Origin of the sequence: Bradyrhizobium guangdongense, from assembly GCF_004114975.1 — a bacterium.
In the GTDB taxonomy this organism is placed as follows: Bacteria; Pseudomonadota; Alphaproteobacteria; order Rhizobiales; family Xanthobacteraceae; genus Bradyrhizobium; species Bradyrhizobium guangdongense.
On the sequence record NZ_CP030051.1, the window covers coordinates 3,221,249 to 3,235,162 of the forward strand.

Sequence of the window (13,914 nt, forward strand, 5' to 3'; positions counted from 1 at the left end):
CGTGAAGCTCGCAATCCTGCACGAACTGAATGCCGAGCGCGCCGCGCGCCGGCCGGTAATCTTGGTGACCGACACCGAGAGCGGCGAGCAGCGCCTGGTGAAGGCGGCCGATTTCGCCAAGGATCCGCTGCGCGCCGAGCTGGACAAGCAGCTTCGCATGGGCAAGAGCGCCAATGTCGAGGTCGGCGGCAAGAAGCTCTTCCTCAACGTCTACGCGCCGACCGCAAAGCTCGTCATCGTCGGCGCGGTTCATATCAGCCAGGCGCTGGCGCCGCTGGCGCGCTCGCTCGGCTACGACGTCACGGTGGTCGATCCGCGTACGGCCTTTGCGAGCCCCGAACGGTTCCCCGACATTCCGCTGGTCGCCGAATGGCCCGACACCGCGCTGCCGCCGCTGAACGTCGATGCCTACACCGCCTTCGTCGCGGTGACCCATGATCCGAAGATCGATGATCCCGCGCTGCTCCACGCCTTCGAGCGCAACTGCTTCTATATCGGCGCGCTCGGCTCGCGGAAAACGCATGCCAAACGCGGCGACCGGCTGCGGGCGCAGGGCGCGAAGGAAAGCGACATCGCGCGCATTCACGCGCCGATCGGCCTTGCGATCGGTGCGGTTTCGCCGGCCGAGATCGCGGTGGCGATCATGGCGGAGATCACGGCGGTGCTCCGGCTGCCTCCCAAGGAAAAAGAAGAAGCGGCATGAAGTTCGGACCGGCGAGCCCCAGGGATGCGATCGGCGGGGTGACCGTCCACACCCTGCGCCAGGGTTCGCTGGTGCTGAAGAAGGGCACGACGATCGGTCCCGCCGAGATCGAGCAGCTCGAGCGTGCCGGCATCAAGGACATCGTCGTGGTGCGGATGGAGGCGGGAGACGTCTCCGAGGACGTCGCGGCCGCCAGCATCGCGCTTGCGATCGGCGGCGAGGGCATTCATGTCGAGCGCGCCTTCACCGGCCGCGCCAATCTGTTCGCCGCGCGTCCGGGCGTGTTGGTGATCGACCGCGCCGCGGTCGACCGCATCAACAATATCGACGAGGCCATCACCTTTGCCACGCTCCCGGCGTTCAAGCCGGTGGTCGAAGGCGAGATGGTCGGTACCGTAAAGATCATCCCGTTCGGCGTCGGGGGAGATTTGCGCGACGCGGCGGTGAAAGCTGCCGGCAAGGACGTGCTGACGGTCGCGCCCTACGTCATCAAGCGCGTCGGCGTGGTCTCGACGCTGCTGCCGGGCCTCTCGTCCAAGGTGATCGACAAGACGCTGCGCGTCACCGCCGAGCGGCTGGCGCCGGCTGGCGCCGGCATCATCGCGGAGCGGCGAGTCCAGCATGACGAGCATGCGCTGTCGGCTGCGATCAAGGAATTGCTCGGCCTTGGCGCCGAGCTGGTGATCGTGTTCGGCGCGTCGGCGATCGCCGACCGCCGCGACGTGATCCCCGCGGCCGTCACCGGTATCGGCGGCGAGATCGAGCATTTCGGCATGCCGGTCGATCCCGGCAATCTGCTGCTGATCGCGCGCGCCGGTGGCGTGCCGGTGCTGGGCGCGCCGGGCTGCGCGCGCTCGCCGGTCGAGAACGGCTTCGACTGGGTCCTGATGCGGCTGCTCGCCGGCATCAAGGTGACACGGTCCGAGCTGATGGGTATGGGTGTCGGCGGCCTGTTGATGGAAATCGTGACGCGCCCGCAGCCGCGCGCAAAACCCGAGCCCGAGGGCAACAGCCAGGTCGCCGCCATCGTGCTTGCAGCAGGCCGTTCGACCCGCATGGGCGGGCCGAACAAGCTGCTCGCCGAGTTCGACGGCAAGAAGCTGGTGCGGATCGCGACCGAGCAGGCGCTGGCTTCCAGGGCCTCGGAGGTAATCGTCGTCACCGGCCACCAGAGCGAGCTGGTCGAGCAGGCGCTGCAGGGCCTGAAGGTGCGCTTCGTCAGGAATCCGGATTTTGCCGGCGGCATCGCGAGCTCGGTCAAATCGGGCATCGCGGCCGTGCCCGAGGCTTGCGACGGCGCGGTGGTCTGCCTTGGCGATATGCCGCTGATCGATGCCGGCCTGATCGACCGCCTCATCGACAGTTTCGCGCCGGACCGAGGCAATCTGATCGTCGTGCCAGTCAGCGAAGGCCGCCGCGGCAATCCCGTGCTGTGGTCGCGCCGTTTCTTCAAGGAGCTCATGACGCTCGATGGCGACGTCGGCGCGCGACACCTGATCGCCAAGCACACCGAAGCGGTCGCCGAAGTGCCCGTGGATGGCGAAGGTGCCTTCCTCGACATCGACACGCCGCAGGCGCTGGAAGCGGCGCGACGCGGATGATGCTGCCGTAACTTCGTAGGGTGGGTTAAATCGCGGCTGCGCGAAGCGCAGTCCGCCGGCGTAACCACCACGTCTGTTTCCGCGGTGACACAGTTGGTGGATTACGCTTCGCTAATCCACCCTACGAATCCTCGTTTTCAACCACCCGTTCACCATCTGGAAACGACCGCCGCTTAGAATCCCGGCCACCTGCCTTGGGGGGAGGGGTTTTCCATGACTTCGAACGTCGTCGCGCGCCGTTGCGCGATATTTTTCTTTGCGCTGTCGGTTTGTGTTTCCGGGGCTCGTTACATCACCGAAGCCCATGCGGCCGGTGCATTCGCCGTCGGCAAGTGCGGCGCTTACGGCCAGGCCTATGATTACAACGCCGAGCACGAGGCGCGTGCCGCCGCGCAGAAGCAGTGCAAGGGCGAATGCACGACCGTGACGATGAAGCGCGCTTGCGCCGCGATGTCGGTCGACATGACCAATCCCTGCGGCGCCTATGGCTACGCCGTGAAGCCGAAGATCTCGGCCACGCTCAATGCGGCGACGCGCGAATGCTACAAATATGGTGGCAAGGAATGCGTCATCCGCGCCTGGGCCTGCGACGCCAAAGGTTGATCACCGGCTGATGCGCTCGATCAGGCTTCGGCTCCGACCGACCAGGGTACTTTCGTCTTGACGAATTCCGACCACGCCTTGTTCAGGCGCGGTTCGACGCCGATCATGGCGTGGGCCTGCCAGCCGGCAATTGCGGCCGCGGCGGTGCCGCTACCTGCCTCCGTCCCGATGTCCGCGAGCAGCGAAGCGGTCGTCGCCATGTCGTTGTAGATGCCGAGCTGCTGTTGCAATTCGGCGAGCTTGCCGGAAAAGCGTTTGGCCGATTTTCGTTCGCCGTACAGCGGCAGCAGGAAATCGGCGACGTAGCGCAGTTTCTTCGCGGCAAGCCGGACCCGGTGCCGCTCTTCCGTGCCGCGTGACTTGAAGCGGCGGCCGCGCTTGAGCACCTTGGCATGCTGCGCCGACAGGATGCGCTGCGCGAAATTGGTGGCGGGCTCGGCGAGTTGCGCCAGATGCTCCGGCGCGACGTCGCTGCGCCAGCCGCGTGCCTCGATCCAGCCGCCAAGACCGATCAGGAAAAGCGACGTGCGGCGATCCGCCAGCACCTGGCGCACCGTCTCATAGCTGGCGGTCCGACGCTGCTCGACGGCGACTTGAAGGGCGTCGAAGCCGGCGATCGAAGGGCAGCCATTCGCGACGACGCGCAAGGTGTCTTGCTGAAACACGTCCCAATCGCGCGCAGGCGAGAGATTCTGTGCCAGCCATTTCGCCTCCGACCGCAGCAGGTCGAGCTTGCTGAGCGACACCACCGATCGCATCAGGTCCAGCGCGGATCGCAGGCGACGCAGCGCGACGCGAAGCTGGTGAATGCCCTCGGGATCGCGTCCGTCCTCGGCGGCCGGGATCGACTGGAGCAGATGCAGCAGACAGGCGCGCAGGATCGCGGCGAATGTCTCGTCGAGCGATGAGGATGGGTCGAGCCGAAGCTTGCGCGGCTTCTTGACGACTGGCGAGGTGCCGGCCGCGAGCTCGAACCCGCGCGTCGACTTGCCGCGAATGGAGGGCCTGACCGGCCCATGCTCGGCGAGCCGCAGCGCAAGCTCCCAGATGGCGGACGGGCTGCCTGCCTTGAGCTCGAGCTCGATCTCGCTGACCTGAAGCGACCGATCGCCGGCGGTCAGATGGCCCTGGTCGAAGGCGACCTCGATCGTGCCCGACGGCAGGTCGATGACGCGTTGATGCCTGTGAATGTCGGTGCTGAAGATCGCTTCGAGCGGACGGCGCGCGAGATCCGCACGCAGCTTCTCCGGAAGGAAGGGCAGCGCCAGCGCGAGATCGGGCTCAAAAGAAGGCACGCTCGCCTCCCATTCGCCGCGCCGCAGCGGATCGTTGCCGGATTCGGTCTTCACCGTTTGGGTGAAACGCGAACCGCTCTGACGGACCCGAAAGCTCAGTCCATTCCGTTGAATCACACGCTTGGACGTATCGTAGTAGACGGCCCGGAGGTGCTTGCGTGAGCCCTTGTTGCGCGCGTTGGCGACGATGACAGGCGCGTTGCCGAAATCGGCGAGGCGACCGGCGTCGACCAGCAGCTTGAGCTCGATTTCGGTGGCGTGCGGCGTGGCATCCCGGGAAGGCGTGGTTTCCGGCGCAATCGTCTCCGCGCGAGCTTCGTCGGCGATCCGAGAAGATTCGTTGCGAGAAGATTCGTTGTCAGCGCGTGCGGAACCGGACGTCTCGGCGGGAACTGGAACGCCGAAGCCAGTGAATTTCTTCGTGTCGTCCGGGATCGAATGGCCGTTGGCCTTCGCAAGCCGCTGCAACGGATCGAGGGCTCGTTTGATCGCGCCAGTTTCGGACATCGAAGGTTTATGACAGTTCAGTGACAGAGTGCCGACATATACCCGACTTGGTCAGCGAGGAGAAGCGCGGCCGGTCAAATCACCATTGAAATTTCCGAGCTGTGATCGATAGGGCAACCCGGGTTACATTCGCATCCGCCGTCGGCATGAGAGAAATCTTCGTGTCTTTCCCGGCGGTTGGAAGTGTTGGGAGAATTCATGCAGTTCGACACCAAGATTGCCGTTGTCATTCGCAACGATCTCGAAGCCTGGCAGAAGCTCAATGTCGCATCGTTCCTGACGAGCGGAATTGCCGCTGGCTTTCCGGAGTGCATCGGCGAGGCCTATGAGGATGCCTCGGCGACGAAATACCTTGCTCTGATCGGTCAACCGATCCTGATCTACGGCGCGGATGGTCCGGCCTTGTCGCGCGCGCTCGATCGTGCGCTCACGCGCAACGTCACGCCGGCGATCTATACGGAGGACATGTTCAAGACCACGCATGATGCCGCCAATCGCGAAGCGGTGAGGGCAGTTGCGCGCGCTGATCTCAATCTGGTCGGCATCGCCATGCGCGCCGAACGCAAGGTGACCGACAAGATCGTCGATGGCTTGAGGTTCCATAGTTGACGCCGCACACATCGCGGCGTCGGGATCGCGGTCGCTTGCGCAAACTTTGTGCGGTTTGACCCCAATCAAATGGGGGCTGTGTGGCTTCGCTAGTCTGCTCGCGCAATGCAAAGGAGCAGACAGATGCCGACCATGAAAGCCGCCGTCGTCAGACAATTCGGCAAGCCGCTCGTGATCGAGGACGTGCCGGTGCCGCAGCCCGGTCCGGGCGAGGTGCTGGTCAAGGTGAAGGCCTGCGGCGTCTGTCACACCGATCTGCACGCCGCCTCCGGCGACTGGCCGGTGAAGCCGGTTCCACCCTTCATTCCCGGACATGAAGTCGCCGGCATCGTCGCCGCGCTCGGGCCCGGGGTGAAGAATCTGAAAGTCGGCGATGCCGTGGGCGTGGCCTGGCTGCACGATGCCTGCATGTCCTGCGAATATTGCGAGACCGGCTGGGAGACGTTGTGCGAGCACCAGCACAACACCGGCTACAGCGTGAACGGTGGCTTTGCGGAGTATGTCATCGCCTCCGCTGCGTTCGCGGCAAAGCTGCCGGCGACAGTCGATTTCGCCGCCATTGCGCCGATCCTGTGCGCTGGTGTCACCACCTACAAGGGATTGAAGGAGACGGAGGCAAGGCCCGGCGAGTGGGTCGTGATCTCGGGCGTCGGCGGGCTCGGCCACGTCGCGATCCAGTACGCCAAGGCGATGGGACTCAAGGTCGCAGCCGTCGACATCGCCGAGGACAAGCTCGTGCTTGCGCGTGAGACCGGTGCCGATCTCGCGGTCAATGCGCTGGCAGACGGGGCCGTAGACAAGGTGCTGGCCGCGACCGGCGGCGGGGCGCACGGCGTGCTGGTGACGGCGGTCTCGACCGCTGCCTTTGCCCAGGCGCTGAAGATGGTGCGCCGGAAGGGCACCGTCAGCCTCGTCGGCCTGCCGCCGGGCGAATTCCCGACGCCGATCTTCGACGTCGTACTGAAGCGCATCACCGTGCGCGGCTCCATTGTCGGCACCCGCCGGGATCTCGACGAAGCCATCGCGTTCGCCGCCGACGGCAAGGTCAAGGCGGAGGTGGCGAAGGTGCCGCTCGCTGGGATCAACGAGGTGTTCGACCGGATGAAGGCCGGCAAGATCGACGGCCGCATGGTGCTCGACTTTGGCTAAAGCGTTATCGAGCGAAGTGGATACCGGTTCGCGTCAAGAAAACGCGTCAAAACAAGATTCCTTCGCCTCAGCCCGGCGGCATCGTCTCGAATTTCGTCAAGCCGGAATCGAGATGGTCCCAGTCATGCCCGCGCACGGCGTAGGTGACCACCTGCGGCTTGTAGCGGGCGGGCTCGTCGAGGCTCGCGGCGCGGATGGTGAAGATGTCGGGCATGGCGGCGAAGGTCATGTAGACGGCCAGGCCGCACTCGGGGCAGAAGGCGCGCGTCTTCACATTACCGCTGTCGCCAATCATGTCCCATGTTTTGGCGTCGCCCGTCACGGTGACTCCGGCGCGGGCGAAGGTGGCATAGGAGCCGTGGCCGGTGCCGCTTTCGCGCTGGCAGTCCCGGCACTGGCAGTGATTGCTGAACAGCGGTTCGCCGGCGATCGAATAGCGGATCGCGCCGCAGGCGCAGCCGCCGGTATAGGGCTTGTCCATCGTGCTCGCTCCTTAACCGTTTTCGCCGCTGATCTCGTCGAGCTGCCGGATGACCTTCTTCCAGCCGCCGCTCATGCCGGTGTAGGCGGTCTCGTTCCTCGGCAGCACGAAGCCGGCATGAACCAGCTGGACGCGCGTGCCGGCTTCGACGGGGGCGAGGGACCAGGTCACGACGGTGTCGAGCGGCGCGCCATATCCGGTATTGCGCGCATCGCCGCCTTTCCAGGCGTAAGCGAGTCGCCGGTTCGTAACGACCTCAAGAACGCGGCAATGAATGACGCCATCCCAGTTGCCACCCGGCGTGGTCTGGAACGTGAAGGCCTTGCCTTCGACGGCTTCGAAACCGGTCGGCTTCATCAGCCATCGTGCGATCAGCTGCGCGCTGGTCAGCACTTTCCAGACCGTCTCCGGCGCATGAGGGAGCACCTCGTCGATGACGATGTCCTTGGTCTCGGCTTTCAACGCAGCAGCGCTCACGGATCGATCTCCTTCAAGAGGTCACGCAGATTCTGGAAGCGCTCCCGCCAGAACACGCCGTAATGGTCCATCCAGGTGACCAGCGGTTCGAGTCCTTGCGGGGCGGCGCGGTAATAGACGTTGCGGCCCTCGGCGCGCTCGGCAACCAGGCCTGCCTGCTTCAACGATTTCAAATGTTGCGAGATGGCGCCCTGCGTCACGCCGCTGCCGCGCGTCAGCTCGGCGACACTGATTTCCTTGCTGTCGAACACGCGCTCGAACACGGCGCGGCGGGTCGGGTCGGCGAGGGCGCGCATCACGGAAGTGACGGGATGTGGAGCAGTTTCGATCATGTCGATCAATTAGCAATGGCTAATGCATTAGTCAAGACTAATGGGTGCGATTCCGAAGATTCATTTTGACTATGACTGACTAGTCAGTCATAAAAGAAAAATGACGAAGAAGCCCACCATGGCGACTGCCGCCAGGGCGGCAGGTCAGAAGCCAGCGCTTGGCGGGAAGGCCGCTCCGGTATCAAACCGCGCGATGCGCGCCGCGCAGCGGCGCGCCGCAATCGTGGAGGCGGCGATGGAGGAATTCATCGCACGCGGCTTTGCGGCGACGCGGCTCGACGACATCGCCAAGCGCGCAGGCGTTGCGAAGGGCACGATCTACCTGCACTTCAAGGACAAGGAATCCATGTTCGAGGAGCTGGTGCGCATCGTGATCGTGCCGGTGGTGGCGCGGCTCGACGCGTTGCCGCCGTCGACGGGCTCCGTGCGCGATCTCATCGAAATGTTTGCGGGCAACTTCATCAACGAGGTGATCGGCACACGGCGCGGCGATCTTGTCCGCTTGATCGTGGCTGAGGGGCCGCGCTTTCCGGCGGTGGCCGACTTTTACTACCGCGAGGTTGTCTCACGCGGGATGGCCGGCATGCGCGCGCTGATCGAACTCGGCATTGCCCGCGGCGAGATCCAGCAGAAGAATCTCGCACGCTATCCGCAGATCCTGGTCGCGCCGGCGATCATCGCGGTGATCTGGCAGAGCCTGTTTGCGCGGCATGCGCCGCTCGACGCTAAAGACATGCTGCGCGTCCATCTTGATTTGATTTTTGGCGAACGGAGGACGACATGACGTCGTCGCAAAGGATAGTTGGAATCATCTTGGCCGCCGCGCTTGCTACCGGCCTTGCCGGTTGCAAGGAGAAGCGCGACCCCGGTTTTCAGGGCTGGGTCGAGGCCGACATGATCTTCGTCAGTCCGGACGAAGCCGGCCGGGTCACCAAGCTCAACGTCCGCGAGGGCGACGAAGTCAAGGTCGGCGAAGCGCTCTATTCCGTCGATGACGATCTCCAGCTCGCCGATCTCAACCAGAACAAGGCGACGCTGGCGAATGCACAACAGACCTATGATCGTGCGGCTTCGCTGAGCAAGACGGGCGCCGGCACCCAGGCCAATCTCGATTCCGCTGTCTCGGCCTTGCGTGTTGCCGAAGCGCGGGTGGCGACCTCGGAGACTCGGCTGGCGCGGCGCAAGGGCTTTGCGCCGGTCGCCGGCACCATCCAGCAGATCTATTTCCGCGAAGGCGAGATGGTCGCGGCGCAGCGGCCGGTGCTCTCGATCATGCCGCCCGGCAACATGAAGCTGCGCTTCTTCGTGCCGGAAACGGAGCTCCCGAAACTCTCGATCGGCGACGAGGTGCGGGTCGCCTGCGACAATTGCGCGGCCGATCTCACCGCAAAGATCTATTTCATCGCAACCTCGGCCGAATACACCCCGCCGGTCATCTACAGCCTCGAAGAGCGCAACAAGCTCGTCTATCTCATTCAGGCGCGGCCGTCGCGGCCCGATGCCTTGCGGGTGGGGCAGCCGATCGATGTCTACCTCAATCCAAAGACACCGGTGGCGGACAAGCGATGAACGCCGGCAACGACATCGCCATCGACGTCAAGGGCCTGAGCAAATCGTTCGGCGGCCGCGAGGTCGTGCACGATCTGTCGATGCAGGTGAAGCGCGGCTCGATCTACGGCTTCCTCGGGCCGAACGGCTCGGGCAAGACCACGACCATCCGCATCCTCTGCGGCCTGCTGACGCCCGATAGCGGCGAGGGCACCTGCCTCGGCTACGACATCCTGCGCGACGCCGAAAACATCAAGCGCCAGGTCGGCTACATGACCCAGCGCTTCAGCCTCTATCAGGACCTGTCCGTGCGTGAGAATCTCGAATTCGTCGCGCGGCTCTATGGCCTCGCTGACGCACGCGGTGCCGCACGCGAGATGATCAAGCGGCTCGGGCTGTCGGGCCGTGAGGAGCAGCTCGCCGGCGAGCTCTCCGGCGGGTGGAAGCAGCGGCTGGCACTCGGGGCCTGCACGCTGCCCAATCCGAAACTGTTGCTGCTGGACGAGCCGACCGCCGGCGTCGACCCGAAGGCACGGCGCGATTTCTGGAACGAGATCCATGCGCTCGCCGCCGATGGGCTCACCGTGCTGGTCTCCACCCATTACATGGACGAAGCCGAGCGCTGCCACGAGATCGCTTACATCGCCTATGGCCATCTGCTGGCCCGCGGCACCGTCGACGAGGTGATCGCGAAGTCGGCGCTGACGACCTACACCGTCACTGGCGAACTGGGCGGTCTCGCGGCCGAGCTCGACCATAAGCCAGGCGTCGACATGGTCGCCCCGTTCGGCACCTCGCTGCACGTCTCCGGCCGCGACGCTGCGGCGCTCGAAGCCAGCATCGCGCCGTGGCGCGAGAAGAACGGCTTGCACTGGCAGAAGTCGCATCCGTCGCTGGAAGACGTCTTCATCGAATTGATGAACCGCTCGAAGGATAATTTCCAATGAGCACCATCCGCGCAACCGGTCCCGTATCGGAGATCCGCGACCGCTTTGGCTTCTTGCGCCGCTCCTATGCCATGATGGCGAAGGAATTCATTCAGCTCCGGCGGGACCGGGTCTCGTTCGCGATGATCATTGCGATCCCGGTGATGCAGCTGCTCTTGTTCGGGTATGCCATCAACACCACACCGCACCATCTGCCGAGCGCGGTGCTGCTGCAGGAGGACTCCGATCTCGCCCGCTCGGTCCTGAAGGCCTTGGAGAATACCGCCTATTTCCGCTTCGTCTATGAAGTGCACGACGTCGAGGAATTCGACAATCTGCTGAAGTCCGGCAAGGTGCTGTTCGGCGTCGAGATCCCGCGTGGCTTCGAACGGGCGGTGCGCCGCGGCGACAGACCGGCGCTGCTGGTCGCCGCGGATGCGTCCGATCCGGTCGCCGCCAACTCGGCGCTCGGCTCGCTCGGAATGATCGTGCAGACCGCGCTGCAGCACGATCTCTATATCGGCGAAGCGCCGGCCCCGCCGTTCGAGATCCGGGCGCATGCGCGCTATAATCCGGCGGCGGAATCGCGGCTCAACATCGTGCCGGGCCTGGTCGGCACCATCCTCACCATGACGATGCTGATCTTCACGGCGCTGTCGGTGACGCGTGAGATCGAGCGCGGCACCATGGAGAGCCTGTTGTCGATGCCGATCAAGCCGGTCGAGGTGATGCTCGGCAAGATCGTTCCCTACATCCTGGTCGGCTTCATCCAGGCTTTCCTGATCGTCAATATCGGCGTGTTCCTGTTCGGCGTGCCGGTGCTCGGCAATCTGCTGCTGCTGGCCGCTCTTTCGACCCTTTTCATCGCCGCAAACCTCGCGATCGGCTACACGTTCTCCACCATCGCCCAGAACCAACTGCAGGCGATACAGATGTCGTTCATGTTCTTCCTGCCGAGCCTGCTGTTGTCCGGCTTCATGTTCCCGTTCGCGGGCATGCCGGCCTGGGCGCAATATCTCGGCGAATGCCTGCCGTTGACGCACTATCTGCGCATCGTGCGTGCCATCATGCTGAAGGGCGCGTCCATGCCGAACCTGCGCTTCGATGCCGCTGCCCTTGCCATCCTGATGCTGGTCGCCATGACCGTCGCCGTGACACGCTTCCGCCGCACGCTGGATTGAGGCAGACTGCCCCTGAAACGAGGGGGAGAAATGGTCAGCTTTGCGGACGGGAAAGCCCGGCAGAAGGCCGTCTTGTCGGAGGAGTTCGAGCGCGAGCTGACGCGCGAAGTGCTGCGTACCGAGCTGCTGCGCGTGAAGGCGCTGATCGCCACCGGCCTGGTCATGATCGTCCTGCTCACCGCAACCTTCGTGGTCGATCCTGCCATCGTGAACCGGATCTGGCACGGGACGGAGGGCATGACCCGGGAATACGCCCTCGTGGCAGGTTTCCTGCTGTTCGAGGCGTGGGTTCACGGGCAGATCAAGCGAAACCTCGAGCTCGACCGCGACCTGCCGGTCGTCAGGCGCTATATCGGCGCAACCATTGAAACCTCGCTGCCGACGCTCATCCTGATCCTGCAGATCCGCAGCATGGGCGCTGGGCCCGCGCTCGGCTTCGTGTTGCCGCTGGTCTATTTCATCTTCGTCATTCTTTCGACGCTGCGGCTCGACTTCTGGCTGTCCACCTTCACGGGGTTCGTCGCCGGCGCCGAACTTCTGGCGGTTGCGCTGTACTACAATTCGGCCAGCGACACCGGCGAACCCTTGATCTACTTCCACGCCGTGCGCAGCACCGTCATCCTGGTCTGCGGCGTGCTGGCGGGCTCGGTCGGCGCGCAATTGCGTCGGCAATTTGCCGCGAGCATCGCGGCGGCCACCGCACGCGATCGGGTGACAAATCTGTTCGGCCAGCACGTCTCGCCGCAGGTGGTCGAGCGGCTGATGGCCGAGGGCACCAGCGTTGCCGGCGATCTCCGCCGTGTCGCCGTGATGTTCGTCGATTTCCGCGGCTTCACGGCAGGCGCCCAGACGCGCACGCCGCAGGAGGTAGTGGATAGGCTCGACGGCGCCTTCGCGGTGCTGGTCGACATCCTCGACCGTCATGGCGGCATCGTGAACAAGTTTCTCGGGGACGGCTTCCTGGCGCTGTTCGGCGCGCCGCTCGAAGCCTCCGATGCCGCCCATCGCGCGGTCGCTGCCGGCCGCGACATGCTGACGGCGATGGATCACATCAACGCGCAGACGAGCTGGCCGCTGCGGATCGGCATCGGCGTCCATTTCGGCGAGGTCGTCGCCGGCAATATCGGCTCGCCGCGACGCAAGGAGTACACGGTCATCGGCGACACCGTGAACTTCGCCTCGCGCCTGGAAGCGTTGAACAAGGAGTTCGGCTCCCAGCTCCTCATCTCCGCGTCCGTGCGCGAGGCGCTCGGCGATGACGTTGGGGATGCGGTCGCGCTCGGCGAGGTCACCGTGCGCGGTTACGAGCAGCCGGTTGCCGTGTTTCAACTGGGATGAGGGGACTGCTCGCGTTTCTTTGAAGGCGGGCGCTGAAATATCTCCGCGCGCTCTCCGCTCCTGCATTCAGGACGCCGAACTCCTCGGCTTCCTGATGTCACGCGGAGAAAACCCATGACCCGATTGACCCTTGTTTCGGCCTTGATCGCCGCTTCCGTCTATCAAAGCCAGTCGGCTGCCGCGCGCGACGTTGCGCCTGCGCGCCGCGCTGCAGTTCATACGACCGCGGATTGCGTCAGGGCACCGGCAGAGGGCGCCTATGCCTCGGCGCCCTACAAGGAGCCGCCCTGCATGCCGAAGACCACGAACTGACTCTTGCGATGAGGCGAGGCCGGGCTGGCGGAGACGGTCAGTCCGGCCTCGCTTTCCGTTCGATGGAGGTATTATAGTAGCGCTTGACTCCGGATTCATCCAGTCATCTATATGACTATATGAATTCAGCCTCTCGCGACGACCGCCTGCCACGCTACCAGCGCCTGCGCGACGACCTCGCCGCGCGGATCAATCGCAATGAATGGCGCCCGGGCGAGCCGATCCCCTCGGAAGCCGAGCTCGGCGCCCATTACGGCGTCGCGATCGGCACCGTGCGCAAGGCGATCGACCAGCTCGTTGCCGACGCCGTGCTGGAGCGTCAGCAGGGCCGCGGCACTTTCGTGCGCCGGGCGCGCTTCAATTCGTCACTGTTCCGGTTCTTCCGCTTCCAGTCCGAGAGCGGCGAGCGGCGCGTGCCAAAGAGCCGTATCCTCAGGCGCAAGAGCGTCAGCGCGACGTCGGCCGTGGCCTCGGCGCTGCGCATTCCGGTCGGCGAGCCCGTCATCAGCCTGTCGCGCCTGCGCTTGATCGACGATGTGCCGTTGCTGGCCGAAGAGATCTGGCTGCAGCAATCGCGCTTCGCAAAGATTCTCGAGATCGACACCGCCGAGTTCGGCGACTTGCTGTATCCGCTCTACGAGGAGCGCTGCGGCGAGGTGGTCGTCTCCGCGGAAGAAATCCTGACGGTGGAGACTGCGAACGAGATGCAGGCGCGGCTATTGCGGCTCGAGGCTCATGCACCGCTGATCGTGATCGAGCGCCTTGCGTTCGATCTGGAGCGGCAGCCGATCGAATGGCGCCGCTCGCGCGGGCCGGCGGATCGCTTCCGCTATCACGCCGAGATCAGGTGAG

General features: G+C 64.6%; 16 protein-coding genes. 12 read left to right on the forward strand and 4 right to left on the reverse strand.

Annotated elements, in window-relative coordinates:
* Position 1 precedes the first annotated feature (1 nt).
* The 3 genes from X265_RS15265 to X265_RS15275 all read left to right on the forward strand — a co-directional run bounded on the left by X265_RS15265 (position 2) and on the right by X265_RS15275 (position 2,907).
* Positions 2-703 (forward strand): XdhC family protein, encoded by a 702-nt coding sequence (locus X265_RS15265; RefSeq protein ID WP_128965557.1) that lies wholly within the window; start codon positions 2-4, stop codon positions 701-703.
* Positions 700-2,304, forward strand: a complete 1,605-nt coding sequence (locus X265_RS15270) for an NTP transferase domain-containing protein (RefSeq protein ID WP_128965558.1) — start codon at positions 700-702, stop codon at positions 2,302-2,304. Before X265_RS15265 ends, X265_RS15270 begins: the two co-directional genes overlap by 4 nt.
* Before the next feature lie 213 nt (positions 2,305-2,517).
* The gene (locus tag X265_RS15275) at positions 2,518-2,907 is read left to right on the forward strand and encodes a DUF4189 domain-containing protein (protein WP_128965559.1); all 390 of its coding nucleotides are present in this window, start codon (positions 2,518-2,520) and stop codon (positions 2,905-2,907) included.
* A 20-nt stretch (positions 2,908-2,927) separates the two neighbouring features.
* Here the strand turns inward: X265_RS15275 and X265_RS15280 are convergent, their stop codons facing one another.
* Positions 2,928-4,709: a CYTH and CHAD domain-containing protein gene (locus X265_RS15280; protein ID WP_128965560.1), complete on the reverse strand. Its 1,782-nt coding sequence runs from the start codon at positions 4,707-4,709 to the stop codon at positions 2,928-2,930.
* 198 nt (positions 4,710-4,907) lie between these two features.
* On the opposite strand from X265_RS15280, the gene X265_RS15285 reads away from it, so the two are divergent.
* Both X265_RS15285 and adhP read left to right on the forward strand, forming a co-directional pair.
* Positions 4,908-5,318: a DUF2000 family protein gene (locus X265_RS15285; protein WP_164938601.1), complete on the forward strand. Its 411-nt coding sequence runs from the start codon at positions 4,908-4,910 to the stop codon at positions 5,316-5,318.
* 123 nt (positions 5,319-5,441) lie between these two features.
* Positions 5,442-6,467: an alcohol dehydrogenase AdhP gene (gene adhP, locus X265_RS15290; RefSeq protein WP_128965561.1), complete on the forward strand. Its 1,026-nt coding sequence runs from the start codon at positions 5,442-5,444 to the stop codon at positions 6,465-6,467.
* Between the two features lie 67 nt (positions 6,468-6,534).
* Here the strand turns inward: adhP and X265_RS15295 are convergent, their stop codons facing one another.
* The 3 genes from X265_RS15295 to X265_RS15305 are packed head-to-tail and all read right to left on the reverse strand — an operon-like array spanning position 6,535 to position 7,757.
* On the reverse strand, positions 6,535-6,948 hold the full coding sequence (locus tag X265_RS15295; protein ID WP_128965562.1) for a GFA family protein: 414 nt from the start codon (positions 6,946-6,948) through the stop codon (positions 6,535-6,537).
* A gap of 12 nt (positions 6,949-6,960) precedes the next feature.
* Positions 6,961-7,425 (reverse strand): SRPBCC family protein, encoded by a 465-nt coding sequence (locus X265_RS15300; protein WP_128965563.1) that lies wholly within the window; start codon positions 7,423-7,425, stop codon positions 6,961-6,963.
* Positions 7,422-7,757 carry an ArsR/SmtB family transcription factor gene (locus X265_RS15305; RefSeq protein WP_128965564.1) on the reverse strand — a complete coding sequence of 112 codons (336 nt, stop codon included), beginning with the start codon at positions 7,755-7,757 and terminating at the stop codon, positions 7,422-7,424. The genes X265_RS15300 and X265_RS15305 overlap by 4 nt, the downstream gene beginning before the upstream one ends.
* A gap of 100 nt (positions 7,758-7,857) precedes the next feature.
* Between X265_RS15305 and X265_RS15310 the strand changes: the two genes are divergently transcribed.
* The 7 genes from X265_RS15310 (at position 7,858) to X265_RS15340 (ending at position 13,913) form a co-directional block, all read left to right on the forward strand.
* Complete coding sequence (locus tag X265_RS15310; protein WP_128965565.1) at positions 7,858-8,541, forward strand: TetR/AcrR family transcriptional regulator; 684 nt, start codon at positions 7,858-7,860, stop codon at positions 8,539-8,541.
* Positions 8,538-9,326 (forward strand): HlyD family secretion protein, encoded by a 789-nt coding sequence (locus tag X265_RS15315; protein ID WP_128965566.1) that lies wholly within the window; start codon positions 8,538-8,540, stop codon positions 9,324-9,326. The genes X265_RS15310 and X265_RS15315 overlap by 4 nt, the downstream gene beginning before the upstream one ends.
* Positions 9,323-10,252 carry an ABC transporter ATP-binding protein gene (locus tag X265_RS15320; protein ID WP_128965567.1) on the forward strand — a complete coding sequence of 310 codons (930 nt, stop codon included), beginning with the start codon at positions 9,323-9,325 and terminating at the stop codon, positions 10,250-10,252. Before X265_RS15315 ends, X265_RS15320 begins: the two co-directional genes overlap by 4 nt.
* Positions 10,249-11,412 carry an ABC transporter permease gene (locus X265_RS15325; protein ID WP_128965568.1) on the forward strand — a complete coding sequence of 388 codons (1,164 nt, stop codon included), beginning with the start codon at positions 10,249-10,251 and terminating at the stop codon, positions 11,410-11,412. The genes X265_RS15320 and X265_RS15325 overlap by 4 nt, the downstream gene beginning before the upstream one ends.
* A 30-nt stretch (positions 11,413-11,442) precedes the next feature.
* Positions 11,443-12,750 carry an adenylate/guanylate cyclase domain-containing protein gene (locus tag X265_RS15330; protein WP_128965569.1) on the forward strand — a complete coding sequence of 436 codons (1,308 nt, stop codon included), beginning with the start codon at positions 11,443-11,445 and terminating at the stop codon, positions 12,748-12,750.
* A gap of 114 nt (positions 12,751-12,864) precedes the next feature.
* A complete protein-coding gene (locus X265_RS15335) occupies positions 12,865-13,062 on the forward strand; it encodes a hypothetical protein (RefSeq protein ID WP_128965570.1) in 198 nt (65 codons plus the stop codon).
* Positions 13,063-13,181: 119 nt separating this feature from the next.
* Positions 13,182-13,913 (forward strand): GntR family transcriptional regulator, encoded by a 732-nt coding sequence (locus tag X265_RS15340; RefSeq protein WP_128965571.1) that lies wholly within the window; start codon positions 13,182-13,184, stop codon positions 13,911-13,913.
* Position 13,914 lies beyond the last annotated feature (1 nt).

Excerpts from the sequence above, each read along its gene's own strand:
- X265_RS15270 (WP_128965558.1), top strand. The coding sequence starts at position 700 with ATGAAGTTCGGACCGGCGAGCCCCAGGGATGCGATCGGCGGGGTGACC.
- X265_RS15275 (WP_128965559.1), top strand. The coding sequence starts at position 2,518 with ATGACTTCGAACGTCGTCGCGCGCCGTTGCGCGATATTTTTCTTTGCG.
- X265_RS15280 (WP_128965560.1), bottom strand. The coding sequence starts at position 4,709 with ATGTCCGAAACTGGCGCGATCAAACGAGCCCTCGATCCGTTGCAGCGG.
- X265_RS15285 (WP_164938601.1), top strand. The coding sequence starts at position 4,908 with ATGCAGTTCGACACCAAGATTGCCGTTGTCATTCGCAACGATCTCGAA.
- adhP (WP_128965561.1), top strand. The coding sequence starts at position 5,442 with ATGCCGACCATGAAAGCCGCCGTCGTCAGACAATTCGGCAAGCCGCTC.
- X265_RS15295 (WP_128965562.1), bottom strand. The coding sequence starts at position 6,948 with ATGGACAAGCCCTATACCGGCGGCTGCGCCTGCGGCGCGATCCGCTAT.
- X265_RS15305 (WP_128965564.1), bottom strand. The coding sequence starts at position 7,757 with ATGATCGAAACTGCTCCACATCCCGTCACTTCCGTGATGCGCGCCCTC.
- X265_RS15310 (WP_128965565.1), top strand. The coding sequence starts at position 7,858 with ATGACGAAGAAGCCCACCATGGCGACTGCCGCCAGGGCGGCAGGTCAG.
- X265_RS15315 (WP_128965566.1), top strand. The coding sequence starts at position 8,538 with ATGACGTCGTCGCAAAGGATAGTTGGAATCATCTTGGCCGCCGCGCTT.
- X265_RS15320 (WP_128965567.1), top strand. The coding sequence starts at position 9,323 with ATGAACGCCGGCAACGACATCGCCATCGACGTCAAGGGCCTGAGCAAA.
- X265_RS15325 (WP_128965568.1), top strand. The coding sequence starts at position 10,249 with ATGAGCACCATCCGCGCAACCGGTCCCGTATCGGAGATCCGCGACCGC.
- X265_RS15330 (WP_128965569.1), top strand. The coding sequence starts at position 11,443 with ATGGTCAGCTTTGCGGACGGGAAAGCCCGGCAGAAGGCCGTCTTGTCG.
- X265_RS15335 (WP_128965570.1), top strand. The coding sequence starts at position 12,865 with ATGACCCGATTGACCCTTGTTTCGGCCTTGATCGCCGCTTCCGTCTAT.
- X265_RS15340 (WP_128965571.1), top strand. The coding sequence starts at position 13,182 with ATGAATTCAGCCTCTCGCGACGACCGCCTGCCACGCTACCAGCGCCTG.